The 14918-nt window shown below is 56.4% G+C and carries 11 protein-coding genes; 4 read left to right on the plus strand and 7 right to left on the minus strand.

The genetic code is table 11. From position 1 onward, the window contains the following. Nucleotides 1–18: 18 nt before the first annotated feature. From cbiD to QET40_RS11170, 4 genes are read left to right on the plus strand one after another with little or no spacing between them, the layout of a single operon-like run. Complete coding sequence (cbiD, locus tag QET40_RS11155) at nucleotides 19–1161, plus strand: cobalt-precorrin-5B (C(1))-methyltransferase CbiD (protein ID WP_280127251.1); 1143 nt, start codon at nucleotides 19–21, stop codon at nucleotides 1159–1161. Next, on the plus strand, nucleotides 1149–2375 hold the full coding sequence (gene cbiT, locus QET40_RS11160) for a precorrin-6Y C5,15-methyltransferase (decarboxylating) subunit CbiT (RefSeq protein ID WP_280127252.1): 1227 nt from the start codon (nucleotides 1149–1151) through the stop codon (nucleotides 2373–2375). The genes cbiD and cbiT overlap by 13 nt, the downstream gene beginning before the upstream one ends. Then, nucleotides 2372–4993 carry a precorrin-4 C(11)-methyltransferase gene (cobM, locus tag QET40_RS11165; protein WP_280127253.1) on the plus strand — a complete coding sequence of 874 codons (2622 nt, stop codon included), beginning with the start codon at nucleotides 2372–2374 and terminating at the stop codon, nucleotides 4991–4993. Before cbiT ends, cobM begins: the two co-directional genes overlap by 4 nt. A gap of 41 nt (nucleotides 4994–5034) precedes the next feature. Then, nucleotides 5035–7026, plus strand: coding sequence for a cobyrinate a,c-diamide synthase (locus tag QET40_RS11170; RefSeq protein WP_280127254.1), 1992 nt, complete (start codon nucleotides 5035–5037; stop codon nucleotides 7024–7026). 35 nt (nucleotides 7027–7061) lie between these two features. On the opposite strand, the gene QET40_RS11175 is transcribed toward QET40_RS11170, so the two are convergent. The 7 genes from QET40_RS11175 to QET40_RS11205 all read right to left on the minus strand — a co-directional run bounded on the left by QET40_RS11175 (nucleotide 7062) and on the right by QET40_RS11205 (nucleotide 14892). Further along, nucleotides 7062–7598 carry a cob(I)yrinic acid a,c-diamide adenosyltransferase gene (locus QET40_RS11175; RefSeq protein WP_280127255.1) on the minus strand — a complete coding sequence of 179 codons (537 nt, stop codon included), beginning with the start codon at nucleotides 7596–7598 and terminating at the stop codon, nucleotides 7062–7064. A 263-nt stretch (nucleotides 7599–7861) separates the two neighbouring features. After that, nucleotides 7862–8212 (minus strand): hypothetical protein, encoded by a 351-nt coding sequence (locus QET40_RS11180; protein WP_280127256.1) that lies wholly within the window; start codon nucleotides 8210–8212, stop codon nucleotides 7862–7864. A gap of 433 nt (nucleotides 8213–8645) precedes the next feature. Continuing rightward, the gene (locus QET40_RS11185; protein ID WP_280127257.1) at nucleotides 8646–11216 is read right to left on the minus strand and encodes a DNA translocase FtsK; all 2571 of its coding nucleotides are present in this window, start codon (nucleotides 11214–11216) and stop codon (nucleotides 8646–8648) included. Between the two features lie 83 nt (nucleotides 11217–11299). Beyond that, on the minus strand, nucleotides 11300–12145 hold the full coding sequence (locus tag QET40_RS11190) for a hypothetical protein (protein ID WP_280127258.1): 846 nt from the start codon (nucleotides 12143–12145) through the stop codon (nucleotides 11300–11302). 174 nt (nucleotides 12146–12319) lie between these two features. After that, complete coding sequence (locus tag QET40_RS11195) at nucleotides 12320–13114, minus strand: tetratricopeptide repeat protein (RefSeq protein ID WP_280127259.1); 795 nt, start codon at nucleotides 13112–13114, stop codon at nucleotides 12320–12322. A 56-nt stretch (nucleotides 13115–13170) separates the two neighbouring features. Then, nucleotides 13171–14103, minus strand: a complete 933-nt coding sequence (metF, locus tag QET40_RS11200; RefSeq protein WP_280127260.1) for a methylenetetrahydrofolate reductase [NAD(P)H] — start codon at nucleotides 14101–14103, stop codon at nucleotides 13171–13173. Between the two features lie 12 nt (nucleotides 14104–14115). Continuing rightward, nucleotides 14116–14892 carry a hypothetical protein gene (locus tag QET40_RS11205; RefSeq protein ID WP_280127261.1) on the minus strand — a complete coding sequence of 259 codons (777 nt, stop codon included), beginning with the start codon at nucleotides 14890–14892 and terminating at the stop codon, nucleotides 14116–14118. Nucleotides 14893–14918: the final 26 nt, after the last annotated feature.

A 14918-nucleotide genomic window follows, 5' to 3' on the forward strand; every position in this document is an offset into this window, starting at 1 on the left:
TGCCTATTATCGCCAGTCATGCCTTCTTCGCCAACACGCCGCCACCTGAGACAGGGCTACTCCACGGGAGCCTGCGTCACGGCTGTCATCATGGCGGCATGGGAATCCCTGTGTTCCGGTTTGTGTCGGCATGCCGCCGAAAGGGTGATTCTCTTTCCGGATGGCAAACACCGCGTTCTGATTATGAAGGATCAGAACCCCGGTTTTGCCGCGACCATCAAGGATGGAGGCGACGATCCCGACTGCACGCACCTTGCTAAAATTTACGCCCGCGTCCGGCGGGGCACTCCCGACGAAGCCGGAGAACACGACTACGTGCTCCATGCAGGAGAAGGCATGCTCATTCTCCGCGCCGTGGAAGGAATAGGACTCTGCACACGCCCGGGGTTGGATTGCGAACAAAATCGCTGGGCGATCAACATCGGTCCACGTCGCATGATCGCCGATAATCTGGCAGAAGCTTCCGCGTTCTCCGCTTGTTTCATCGCGGAAATCGGCGTCAAAAACGGCGAACAACTGGCGACAAAAACCCTCAATGCCCAGCTCGGCATCCTCGGCGGGATTTCGATTCTCGGGACGACGGGCATCGTCCGCCCCTTCAGCCACGAAGCCTACATCGAAACCATCCGCATCTGCATGAGGTCGGCCCGCCTGTCCGGATTCGACGAAGTCATCCTCTGCACCGGAGGCCGCACTCAAAGCAGAGCAAAACGCCACCTTCCCGGCATCCCGGATGCCAGTTTCGTCTGCATGGGGGACTTCATTGCCGACAGCCTCCATGCCGCCCGTGAGCAAGGATTGCGTCGTCTCACCATCGCCTGCATGCCCGGCAAACTGTGCAAATATGCCGCCGGGTTCGACAACACGCACGCCCACCGCGTCCGCCAGGACATCGACCTCTTCCTCGATACGCTGGAACAATTCCACTCCCCCACTGCCGAGGATAAACAGGCCATCGCCGCATGTGCCTCCGTCCGGCAGGCACTCGAACACATCCCTGCCGATTGTCGGCTACCCCTTTACAGACGGCTATGCACACTGGCCTTCCGCCAATTTGCCCGTCGGGCTCCCTTGCTTGAATTCCGGCTTTTGATCTGCGATTTTGACGGAAGCCTCCTGCTGGACACCACTTCACAAGATTCCCTGCCATGCCTCCCCTGACCCTCCTCTCCTGCGGCGTTGAATCCGAATCCCGCCTGCCCCGTTCCACCCAATGGGAACTCTGGGCCGAGTGGGCGGATTGTGTGTACGGTTCCGCCAAATTGCTGGCTCTATTCCCCGGATTTCAAGCCAAGGGAATTGTCCTCGGCGCCGATGCCCGCGCCAAAGCACAGGAAGCTCTGGAGGCCTCGCGCAACGGAAAGCGAGTGCTGATTCTGGGCTCGGGCGACGTCCTGTTCCACGGTATCGGGGGCACGCTTTACGATCTGGCTGGAGATGAAGATGAATTGTGCTTCATCCCGGCAGAAACCGCCTTCCAGACGCTCTTCCACCGCCTGGGGCTTCCCTGGGACAAGGCACGAGTCTTCAGCGCCCATGCAACGGAGAACATCCCGTTGGGCGAAATCCTCTCCTGTCCGCTGGCCGTCGTGTATGGTGGAACGCGCCTCACGGCGGCGAGGTTGGCTCAACGATGCGTTGAGTTCCTGCCATCCTGTGCCGGACGTCATGCCATTCTCGCGGAGAATCTCGGCACGCCCGACGAACGCATTTGTGCCGCCAGCCTGCATGAACTTTCGGGGCAGGAATGCTCGCCAACTTCGATGCTGTTGCTACTCCCCACGGGTGACGCACGGATGGCGCCAACTCTGCCTCTGGGCTCCGACAACGTCCGTTTCGTGAAGGAAAACAATCTCATCACTGGAGAGGAAGTCCGCGCCATCGCTCTCTCCAAACTGCGCTTGCCCGCCTGGGGCGTTCTCTGGGATGTCGGCGCAGGCAGTGGTTCGGTTGGGCTGGAAGCCGCCGCTCTCCGCCCCGGGCTACGCGTCCATGGCGTGGAGAAGAACGAATCCCGATTGGAACTCATCCTTGCCAACCAGCTACAGATGGCTCTCCCCAACTACACTCTGCATGCCGGGGCCGCCCCCGAAGCGCTGGCAGACCTGCCCCGACCCGACCGCATTTTCATCGGAGGCGGCGGCGATAATCTGGAGGTCATTCTGGACGCCTGTTTTGAGGCACTCGCGCCCTGGGGCATCATCGTCGCCACCTCGGTGACGCTGGAGAGCACGCACAAACTCCGCAACTGGCACCCGGAATACCGCACGGGATGCCAGGAAATTTCCATCGCCGAAGAATGCCGCATCGCCGGCAAATATCACCACTTCCAACAGCAACACCGCATCACCCTCGTCACCTTCAGCAAGCCATGATCCAAGATTTCTCCTCCCCCCTCGTTTATTTCGTTGGTGCCGGTCCCGGCGCGGAAGACCTCATCACGCAACGGGGCGCGCGCCTTCTGGAAACGGCTGACGTCGTCGTTTATGCGGGTTCCCTCGTCAACCCGGCTCACCTTGCTCGATGCCAGGAAGGCTGTATCTGCCACGACAGCGCCAAACTCAGCCTTGAGGAACAGGTGAGCATCCTGTCCGAACACGCCCTTGCCGGGAAGAAAGTTGTCCGTCTCCACACGGGCGATCCCTCGATGTATGGCGCAATCGCCGAGCAAATTGAAGGCCTGCGACAGCGCGGAGTCGAGCCGGAAGTCGTCCCGGGAGTCAGCAGCGTCTTTGCCGCCGCCGCCGCACTCAAAACCGAACTCACCTACCCCGGACTCAGCCAAAGCCTCGTACTGACGCGCACTGCCGGGCGTACACCGATGCCCGCTGGAGAAAACCCGACCGCCTTCGCAAAAACGGGAGCCACGCTCGCCTTCTTCCTGAGCATGGGCAACATTCGTCCCCTCGCGGACGAACTCATGACGGCAGGACTGGAGGACTCCACGCCCGCCGCCATCGTCTATCGCGCGTCCTGGCCCGATGAACGGGTCATTCGCGGAACACTCGGCACCATTGCCGGGCTGGCCGAGGAATCCGGTATCGGGCGACAGGCCCTCATTCTCGTCGGGAAGGCACTGGAAGGCAGCGGAGCCCAGTCGAAGCTCTACGATCACAAGTTCAGCCACGGTTACCGCAACCACCTTCCCCAAGAACAATTCGACGGCACATGCGCTATCTACGCCTTCACGGACAAGGGGGTATCGAAGGCGCGCGAACTCTCTTCAGCCATGGAGGGAAGCCGCATCTTCACGACGCGCCCGGGACAGCCCGGAGAAATCAGGGACGGCATCCAACTGGTAGCATCGGCGGATTTTGATGCTCTGCTGGCCCGCCAATGGAAGTACTACGACGCCCATATTTTCATCGGAGCCACCGGCATCGCCGTCCGCAAAACAGCCCCCCTGCTCGTCTCGAAGGCAGGAGACCCGGCCGTCGTTTCCTGCACGGAAGACGGTGGATGGGTCATCAGCCTCGTCTCCGGCCATCTGGGAGGAGCCAACCGCCTCAGCCGCAAGATCGCCCGCATCACCGGAGGTCAGGCCGTCATCAGCACGGCGACCGACACCCGCGGCATAACGGCATTCGACGAAGCTGCCGCCCTCGAAGGCGCATGCGTCAGCAATCCGGAAGCGATCAAGACCGCCAATGCCGCCCTGCTGGATGGCAGTCCCATCCTCTTTGACGGTCCCGTGGACTTGTACGATCGATACTGGAAGAGCCTTCCCCATGTTCGCCACGGACTTGCGGCGGACAAAATGCCGGAAGACATCCTCGTTGTCTGGGGTCATGCCGAGATAGAAGTTCCCGGCGCGCTCGTCATCCGTCCGGCGGCTTCCTACATACTGGGGATTGGCTGTAAACGCGGTACGACCTGTGAGCTTCTGCAACAATCCGTTGCGGACTTCCTGAGCAGCAACACCATCGCCCCCCGTCAGGTGGTAGGGCTGGCAAGTTGCGAGATCAAGGCGGATGAACCCGCCCTGCTGGAATTGTCCCGTCATCTGGAGTTGCCCGTGAGTTATTTTTCTGCGGAACAACTCGCCGAGGTAGAGACGCCCACGCCATCCGACATCGTCCGGGAGAAGACGGGCACGCCGTCCGTTTCCGAAGCATCCGCCATCCTTGCCTCAGGCGGCCCCATCAAGGTTTGCAAGACGAAGTACGAGGGCATCACTCTGGCACTCGCTCAGGTACCGCACGGTGCGAGCAAGCCCAACCAGGGTACAAAACGCGGAAGCATCGTCGTCGTCGGACTCGGTTCCGGCTCGCCGTCGCACATTACGCCGGAGGTATCAGAAGCCATCGAACGCTGTGACCAGATTGCCGGGTACACCAAATACATCGACTTCATCCGCAACCGCATTGGCGACAAGCCCTTGATCCAGACGGGCATGCTCGGCGAAGTCTCGCGCTGTCGTGCCGCCCTGCAATCGGCAGCCGAAGGGCGCGAGGTCTGCATGGTTTGCTCCGGAGACCCCGGCATCCTCGCCATGGCGGGCTTGCTCTACGAAATGCAGGAAAAGAGCCCCGAATTTTCGGAAGTCGCCATCCGCGTGCTGCCCGGCATCACCTCCGCCAACATCGCGGCGGCAAGTCTCGGAGCCCCGCTACAGAATGGTTTTTGCCTCATCAGCCTGTCCGACCTCCTCGTCCCTGCCGACGAAGTACGCACCAACCTGCGCAACGCCGCGCAAACCGAACTGCCCGTTGTGCTCTACAACCCCGCCGGACGCAAACGCCGTCACCTGCTGGAAGAAGCCCTGGACTTGTTCGCCTCGGTGCGCGGAAACGAAACGCTCTCGGCTATTGTTCGCCATGCGGGACGCCCCGCCGAGGAAAAGTGGGTGGGCACTCTCGCCGAGTTCCCGCGTGATCGCGTGGATATGTCGTCGCTGGTGCTCATTGGCGGCCATCGCACTCGCCGCCATGGGGAAACCCTCTACGAAGCTCGCGGGTACGACGACAAGTACGACGTTTCACCCGGCGAATAACAAAGCTCAAAGCTACCCCCAGCCCACCCTCTCACACAGCCATGTCGCAAGCCCCCGAAGCCTCTCAGGGTTCCCCATCATCCTCGCGCCCTTTCCATGCCTTCTGCCTCGCAGCTCCGCATTCCGGGGGCGGCAAAACGACGATTGCCCTGATGCTGATGCGGGCCTTCCGCAACCGGGGAATGCGCGTGCAGGGGTTCAAATGCGGGCCGGATTACATCGATCCCTCCTTCCACCGTCAGGCAACAGGCAATCCCTCGTTCAACCTCGACACCTGGATGATGGGGCATGAAGGCGTCCGCGCCGTCTGGCAAAAGCACGCGGCACAAGCCGACATCACCATCTGTGAGGGCGTCATGGGACTGTTCGATTCTCGCCAGCCGGGAGACATGGCGGGCAGCACCGCAGACTGTGCGCTGGCTCTCGACATCCCGGTCATCCTCGTCGTCCCGGCCAAAGGCATGGCGGGCTCGATCGCCCCACTCGTCGCCGGGTTCCGCGACTTCCATCCCAGGGTTCACATCGCGGGAGTCATCGCCAATGGTGTCGGCAGCATCAAACACGCGCGCCTTCTCGCAGAAGCCCTGAAGCAGGAAGGCCTCCCGCCGCTCGTCGGAGCACTGACCAATCAGGAGCAATGGAAATTGCCCGAACGTCAACTGGGACTCGTTCCGGCGGAAGAATACGACCAGCTCGAATCATGGTTCGATGCTTTGGACGGCGAGTGGAACACAAAATGGTTCGAGTTCGACACCATTCTGGAACTCACGCGGACAAACTCCCCGGAGCAACTCGCCAAGGGCGGCGCCACGCCCCCACTTGGCGGCAAAGGACGCATCGGCATCGCCCGCGATGAAGCCTTCTGCTTCTACTACGACGAAAACCTCGACCACCTCACCCGACAGGGCTGGGAACTCGTCCCCTTCTCCCCCCTCAACGATACCTCCCTGCCCGATCATCTGGACATGCTCTACCTCGGCGGCGGTTACCCGGAAGTCTTCGCCAAAGAACTGTCCGGAAATGTCTCCATGAGGGAATCCATCCGCGCCTTTGCCGCCACCGGGAAACGCATCTTTGCCGAATGCGGCGGCTACATGTACCTTGGCACGACTCTCATCACCGCACAGGGAGACGCCTACCCCATGTGCAGCCTGATCAACGGCACCTGCCACATGGGAACAAAACTCCGTTCTCTGGGCTACCGGGAAGTGGAGCTGGCTCCTGGCTCTCTCCCATGGCACCCCGGAGTCACGAGCCTGCGCGGGCACGAATTCCACTGGTCGGACATGGAACTGCACGAATCCTATCCCCCCCTGTACAGCTACCGTGACCTCCGCGGCAACGAATGCCGCGACGGTGTCGTCCACAACAACATCCGCGCCGGGTACATTCACCTCTACTGGGCTCACACGCCGGAAACCGCCCTTCCCCAGAGCTCCGTTCCACGCCACGCGGGCAGGGTTCTGCTCCTGAACGGAGCCTCCAGTTCCGGCAAAACCAGTCTGGCGCATGCCTTTCGCCAGCATTGCCTCTTCCCCGTCATGATCTTCTCTATCGACAGCTTTTTGCCCATCTGCGGCAGTGCCGGGCAATCCGTTGCCGAAGCCGTCGATGATACACGGCTTCCCCTGATCGAAGCCTTCCACGCCGGAATAGCCGCTTCCGCCCGCGCCGGAGCCTTCGTCGTCGTCGATCACGTCATCGGAGAAAGCGCCGCTTGGGTGCGCGACCTCAACATGCGCCTCGGTTCCCTCCCCCTCCAAACAATTCAGGTTCATTGTGACCAAGACATGCTCATTGCCCGCGAAAACTCCCGCACCGACCGCCAACCGGACATTCCCCACGCCCTCCGGCAAGCCAGCACCATCCACCAGTGCATGGACTACAAGCTCGACATCGACACCACGCACCAATCCGCCGATGCTTGCGCGCTCGAACTCCTCAAGGCTCTAGAAAGCATCCCCGGATTCCTCCCTTCTTCCGCTGTGGATACACCAGGACAAGACAGCCCCGGCACATCGCCGAGGCCATAAGCAGAAAGAGTTGGAGAAATTAGAAAAACAACGCGTCAGAACTCCACATTCTCCTGTGCCTCCACGCCCGATTGCAAGGCGTGTTTGACGCATTCCACCCGGCTGACCGTATCAGCCAAAGCCACCAATTCCTCCGGAGCACCGCGCCCCGTCATCACCAGCACACGACCACCGCCGGACTGTTGAAACTCCCGTACGGCATCCAGCGCATCTTCAAGGGCGATGTGGCCGTACTTGATCGGATAGAACACCTCATCGAGAACCAGTGTCCGAATCGCCTCGTCACGCATCCTCTCCAAGGCACAACGCCAACCACCGCGAGCGGCATCGGCATGGCGTTCCCATTGCGCAGAATCCTCATGGCGCGGAGTAAAACCCAGCCCGGAACAAATTACCTCTGCCCCAGGCAAGAGCCTCAAAGCCTCCACCTCGCCATACCCTCCATCATGCTTGATGAATTGCACCACCGCCGCCCTCTGCCCGTGCCCCAAGGCACGCAAAGCCATCCCGAAAGCCGACGTCGTCTTCCCCTTGCCATCCCCCGTCACAATCAACACGCGATTCTGTTCCATGCCCCCATTCTCTCCTCATCCCCGTGCCTCGTCAAAAACATTCTCCAAGGTTTGAGACCGGAAATTTCCCCCCACAAGCCCCTGCATTCCATTCCTCCGCCTACTTCTGATTATTCAAAAGCTGAGCCTCCACTACCGATGGGTTGACATGGTACTCCCTCGCTTTTTCGCCAGGGAAGCCAGTCACCAGAACAAGCAACTCCCGTATGCACAGCATGATTGGGGATACGGGAGCGATAGTTTCGGTGACGAAGGGAATGAAATCAATCAAAGGCTACCATATCGTCCAGATACGGGCGGGAAACACTGACGATTGTTCCTCGACCCATTTCGGCATTTTTCTCAGTATCAAATTCTACATCGATTTTGATCATGGGGCATGCCTTGAACACATAAGTTGCGACTTTGCCGGGAGCTACCAGCCCCCCGGCAGGCATGAACAATCTATTGAGATCAGCTATGCTTGATCCTGCCTTGATCGTTTTGATCAGCGGGATACTCTTCCTCAACCACGATTCCACCTGAAGAGCAGATTCATCTCTCGGCACCGACACAGTATCTGCCAATGTCTGAGGTACACCCAGCATCATTGTCGATGCTGCCAATAATATCATGATTTTTAATGCTTTCATATTTTCATGCTTCTGGGGCTAGTCAATTGCAAAGGATTTGTTCAAATCAGCAACCGCATGTCCTGCTTGATCTCTTCCGATCAGGAAAATGTGTTGCTGGAATCAGGTGGAGGTGATTTCCGCCGCAAGTTCAGTGCTACTCACCTTATCAGGGGACTTGGAGTCTCCGAACCAAAAACTCCCCCGGAGTTGCAAGCACAATGTGATTCCATTGTTTCAATATAAAAGGAGTTTGGAGTACGTATTAATCTAAAAAATGCGATCCATACTCATAGCAACTAGCATATCCCCGACAATGTACAATCTATTTCAGAAGAGAAATTTTCATTCATAAAAACAGGATATCCACTCACCCTCTATCGCTTTCAATACAAAAGCCACAAAGGGTAAACGACGATTCCTCTCTATACTTCTCTTATTCTTCGTGCGGCTTAATCAGAACCTCGCGGGGACGATTGGTTCCATCGGAGGGAGCGATGACGCGGCGAGCTTCAAGAAGTTCCATCATCCGGGCAGCCTTGCTGTAACCTATGCGAAGACGGCGCTGCAGAAGCGAGGTGCTGGCCTTGCGTTCGGCTCGGACGACTTCAACGCATTTTTCGAAGGTTTCTTCATCGGCGGGATCGACCCCGCCTTCTTCTTCAGGCGAATCGCCACCAAGTTCGACGGTTTGCTGGGCATCAAGCAGGAACTGTTGTTTGGCCTGCTTGCTGCAGTGCGCCACGATGGCTTCAACTTCCTCATCGGAAACGAAAGCCCCCTGGGCGCGTTCCAACTTGGCGGAACCGGGAGGAAGAAAAAGCAAATCTCCCTTGCCGACGAGATTTTCCGCACCGCCCTGATCGAGGATAATGCGACTATCGAGAGAGCTGGATACCTGAAAAGCGATACGGCTCGGAATGTTGGCCTTGATCAGGCCGGTCACGACATTGGAACGCGGAGTCTGTGTCGCGACGATCAAGTGGATGCCGGCGGCTCTTGCTTTCTGAGTCAGGCGACCGATGTAGCCTTCCGTATCGGCGGGCGCGGTCTGCATCAAGTCGGCCAACTCGTCGATAATCACGACGATATATGGAAGACGATCGGGGATTTCGTCTTCATCGGATCCGGGGTCATCATCTTCGGCTTCCCACACAGAAGCAGGAGATTCTCCCTGGGATTCAAACTCACGAGCAATAGAATCGGCCAGGAGTTCATCGGCAAACGGTTCTTCCTCCTCTTCTTCTTCCGGCAAGGGGGCATCTTTGGGCCGACTGTTAAAGGATTCGAAGTTGCGGACATGGACGCGTTTGAAAAGGCCATATCGATGCTCCATTTCATTGACACACCAGCGGAGGGCGCCAACAACCTTTTTGGGATCCGTCACAACGGGAACGATCAGGTGAGGCAGGCGGGAATAGGGTTCCATTTCCACGACTTTCGGGTCCACGAGAATAAACTTGAGTTCGTCGGGGCGGAAACGGTAGAGGATGGAGGTAATGATGCTGTTGATGCAGACGGATTTACCCGAACCGGTCGTCCCGGCCACCAGCAAGTGGGGCATGGCGGCCAGATCTCCAATGACGGTATTACCGTAGACGTCTTTTCCCAACGCGATGGGGATTTTTTTCTTGGATGAAGTAAAGCCCGGATCTTCCAGCAGAGTACGGAGCGAAACGGGCACTTTCTTGTCATTGGCGATTTCGATACCGACAGTGTCCTTGCCGGGAATAGGAGCCAGGATATTGATGAAAACGGCCTTGACGGCGCGGGCAAGGTCGTCCTTCAGGTTGGTAATCCTGTTCACACGCAGACCGGGAGCCGGATAGACCTCGTAACGGGTAATCGTCGGCCCCTTGGTGATGTTGCCCGGCGTCACGGAGAGCCCGAAAGATTTGAGCGTTTCGACAATAACGTTCTGGGTATTGACGAGTTCCTGGCTTTCCGAGGCTGTTTGTTCCTTCGGGATCTCCACCTTCTTCATCAATTCATAAGGAGGAAAGACATAATTCTCCAAATTCCCCTGTGCGGGAAACAAGGAAGACGCAGGTCTGGCAGGTGGAGTCGCCGTAGGCCTTACCATCTGGTTGGAATCAAAAATCTTGGGAGTATAGGTCAGGGGCAGCTGTTGCTGGGCCATCTCCTTCTCGACTTCTTCCTCAAGAATTTCCAGAGGATCTCCCGTTCTCTTGCGCGGACGAGGCACAACGGGAGCGTCCGTATCAATGACCGCAGGTTTCTTTTCGTGCGAAAAGATCTCTTCTTTCAATTCCTGTTTGAGCTCGGAAAATTTCTTGCGACTTCGTTCGCGTTTTTCCTCTTCTTCCAGAGCTTTCTTCTTCTCAGCCAGACTCCAGGCCGCTTCGCGTTTAGAGCGGCGGCGTTTCCTGAAGGCAACGTATTCCGCAGCAAGACCTTTCCATATGGCCTTGGGCGTCAAAGCGACAGCATAAATAAAAGCCAGGCTATAAACCACGAAGGACAAAGCAAGAGTCCCCCCGGTCCCCATCAGGTTCCGCAGACATTTGACACCCAGAAGATACCCCCATGCACCACCGGGACCATAGACGGCATGGGTTTCCGCCCAGGCTCTTCCGGCCCAAGGCTGAACGGCAATGAAAATGCAAGCGCAGGTTACGGCGACACCCCCCGCATACCACATGAATTTGATCCGGTCACCTCCACGTAAAATACGATAAAAACCAATCCACTCCAACAATACCGCCAAAAACCATGTTCCGATGCCAAAACACCAATACAACAATCCGGCCAGATAGAGGCCAAAAACACCTAATACATTGGTGTTCAGGTCAACAACAATTCCTGTTTCATTCAAAAAGTCCCAACTGATTTCCTCCAGACGAAACGAGGATAGGCAAACGATCAGCAACAAACCGCAGGCCATCGGAATACATCCCCACAGGCGATCGGTCCAATGGGATCGGGGGACTTCCCTCCCAATGGGTTCATCAACATCGTATCGGCTTTGACTTTTCCGAAGCGCCATGCCCAGACATTAGATGAGAAATGCCTCCGCCTCAAGTTCAAAGGAGAACATGAGGGGAGGCTTTCGTCAGGATGTCTTAAAAATCAGAAAGAGTAAACTGCCTGGACACCGGCCACAAGCTGGAAAGAGTCGATCACCCGCACTCCACAAGCGCGATTGACTTCACCCCGGGTATCGCCGGCCCACAAAGCCTGAATAAACGGAACAACTTTAAACCCGTGGTCGAAACTTGCCGAATTGATTTTGAATGGTAAAGCGGCTTTCACATTAAGCTGGTCGCATCCATGGACGCCTCCCGCCCAGAATCCGTAGGAAAGCCCGGTTCCGGCACTCACCTCAAGATCCGCCTGGGAGTGCAGAAATCCCTGCCAGCGCTTGCCGGCTTCCAGTTCAAAACGCCAGCCGGTCAAGCCGTAAAATCCGCCATAGAGTTTTGCCGAGGCAAAAAGCCCACGTCCGGGATCATCATAGCTGAGGTAACCCTTAAAGTCCTGAGCCAGGGAATGGGGAGCCTTGCCGCAGATCTTGGCCACATAACCGGGCAGGCCGCCGTAGTTCAAGTCGTATCCCGCACCTGCTTTCAAATTAGGGAAGATTTCCGTATCCGCCGTCCAATTGGCCTGGAACACGTCCCGGTCGGACAAACGACCATCCAGAACGGCTCCGTACGTCGCACCGATATGTTGCTGCATCCGCATCAAAGGAAGATTCACCAAGCCGGAAACATTGAATACGCCGGACTTGTTCAGCCATGAAGATGCTGCGATGTCCTGATAAGTATACCGGGAGTTGTAACCGATGGAAGCGCTCCCGGACAAATTGTTCTGGTAATAGCTTACAGGCCGGGGACTATCCAGTGCTTCCATATACGTATAGGCACTGGCGGCAGTCGCCGCCATAAGCAATGTTGCTACGGCTGATTTCATCATGGTATACTAACTACCTTTCTGCCTTTTCCAATGCAAGCCTTATTTAAGAAATCCTAATTATCTCCAAAATTCGAGCTTTGCCCACCGCCCAGGAAACAGGACAAAAAAGGAACCGGCAATCGCAGAACTGCCGGTTCCTCATTGGAAAATCAATCATTTCTGTAAATCCGGGGTCTACTTGGTCTCCCCGGAAAGCTCCGATCCCGCCGAAACCGGGGGAACAGAAGCATCTTTTTCTCCAGCAGGTGCGGGAGCAGGAGAAACCGGAGGAGCCACTTTTTCAGGAGCCGTAATATCCAAAAGATCTTCGCGGGAAGAAACACCGAATTCATTCGTGCCAAACGCACCGTCCGGAAATCTCTGGGCAATGTTATCATAATACTGCTGTGCAGTTTTGAAATCGCCCTTGGCACGCGCCATATCGCCCAGGCAGAGATAAGCCAGAGGGGTATAAATCCCTTCCTGTGAATCAATGACAGTTTCGAACTGGCGAATGGCATCCTCCGTTTGTCCCATCCTCATGTACTGGCATCCAAGAACGGCCAAAGCCTGGTTGGAAAACTCGGCAGAAGGAGCGTTCTTGATGAATTCTTCCATACGGGCACATCCTTCCTTATCCTTGCCTTGGTTCCATAAGGCGATAGCTTCCAGATAACCGGCTGTTACAGATGCAGCCGTACCGGAATAATTGGCAGGAATAGCCTGCAGCTTGGCAAGATCCAACTGCCCCTCCTTGTCGAAGGAAGCCACAAGCGCAGCGCCTGCACTATGTTCCCGATCTTCGGAAATGCCGTTGTAGACAATCAGTCCGCCAAAAACAAGTCCGGCAGCCAGGACAATCAAGGTAATTTTTTTATAATTTTTATCAAGGAACTGCTCGTGCTTGGCGGGACCAACTTCAATTTCGGCCACGGGGCGGACGCCTTCCGCGGCGAACAGATCATCGACGTTCTGAGGATTTTTCTTCATAGAGGTGCTTGGGGAAAATAACTAACTGGAATAGGACGGCAAATCAATGACGTTTTTCATGCACTGCCACCTTCTTTCTGCAATTGCCTGGAATCTTTGAGTCCGAGGTTACGATAAATACGCCGCGTCGCCCCGGATTGATTCAGGGTGTAGAAATGAATGCCGTCCACCCCGTTGTCCAATAATTCGGCACACTGAGACGAAGCGTACTGAATGCCGACCTCGCGGATAGCGTCGGGATCTCCTCCGGCACGGTTGAGCGCCTTGAGCAAGCGGGCCGGAAAACAGGTACCGCCCGAAAGCTCCGCCATCCTTTTCATCCCGGAAAGACTGGTAATGGGCATGATGCCCGCAATGATGGGAACCTTGATCCCTGCCAAGGCGCAACGCTCGCGGTAATCAAAAAAGGCATGGTTGTCAAAAAACAGTTGCGTACAAATATAATCGGCTCCGGCATCGATTTTCGCTTTCAAAAAATCCATCTCCAGCAGGCGGTTGGGCATCTCCGGATGGCCTTCCGGGAAACCGGCTACGCCGACGGCAAAACCGCGTTTGTCCGGATGCATTCCGGACTCGTTATACTCGCGGATGAACGAGACAAGCTCCGAAGCATGTTGGAACGCATCCGAAGAACGGTCATACCGGGTTTCTCCACGAGGTGGATCTCCGCGCAAAGCCAGTACGGCACTGACGCCCGCCCGGGCATAGCGACTCAGGATAGAGATGATTTCATCCCGGGAATGACCGACGCAGGTCAAATGAGGTACAGTAGGCAGCATGGACTGCTCCTGGATTCTCATGACAACGTCACGAGTCAGTTCACGAGTGGAACCGCCGGCACCGTAGGTAACACTGACAAAAGTTGGCTTGTATTCCTCAAGCTCTTTAATAGTCCGATAAAGTTGTTTGGCCGCCTCTTCGTTTTTGGGAGGAAAAAACTCAAAAGAAAAGGTCGGCCCCGACAGGGAGATCAGGTCTAGCAGATGCACGGCAAAGGATAATTACGAAGCAGGCGCAAAGTCCGGCTCCATCGGAATGGGAGGAAGTTTTGTATTGAGCTGATTCGTCTTGAGATCGGGCAAATCAAGCTCAAGTTCCTTGGGTGCAATAATGACTTCATCACCAACGATCAAGGAATCTTCCTTGTTGGAATCGTAGAGTTCATTCCTTTTCACCTCTGCCGAATAATTGCCCGTCTGGGGATCCAGCTCTTCAATAATAAGAGTGACGAAAATGGCTCCGCGTCTACGGACGGCAAGTTCCTCGCCATTTTTCAGAATCGGCTGACCGACAGGCTGAAGGATCACCAGATTATTCTCCCGGTCATAGAAGGTCACTTTGCCGACAAGGCGAGCATCCATAACTTGATTGACCTCCTTGAGAGAGGCATTGTTCTTCTCGGCATCCTTGGTGGCGAACAGGGTTTTTTCCTCCGCTTCAAGTGCTTGTTTGTTTTTAATGCGCTCTTCTTCAGCCTTCTGGCGACTGGCGATGGAATCCTGCAGTTGATTAGACGAAGCAGTCGTTCCTCCGGCGGCGGGTCGCGAAACATCTGTTGCTGTGTCCGTACCGGAAGACGCACCTTCAAAGGGGGATGCGTTCTTCTTACGGAGCATGGCAAGCTCCTGCTCTTGTTTGGCGAATTTACTATCCAGAGCCTGCTGTTCCTGCATACGCTGGAGCTCATCGAACTTCTGTGCATTCATCAGATACAAGCCTCCGAGCCCGACGAGACACAGGAGCAGGACAGCTAAAATGGCAATTTGTGTTTTGTTCATGTTGCGGATGAGGGGTACGGAAAAGG

This window comes from Akkermansia sp. N21169, from assembly GCF_029854675.1.
Taxonomy (GTDB): domain Bacteria; phylum Verrucomicrobiota; class Verrucomicrobiia; order Verrucomicrobiales; family Akkermansiaceae; genus Akkermansia.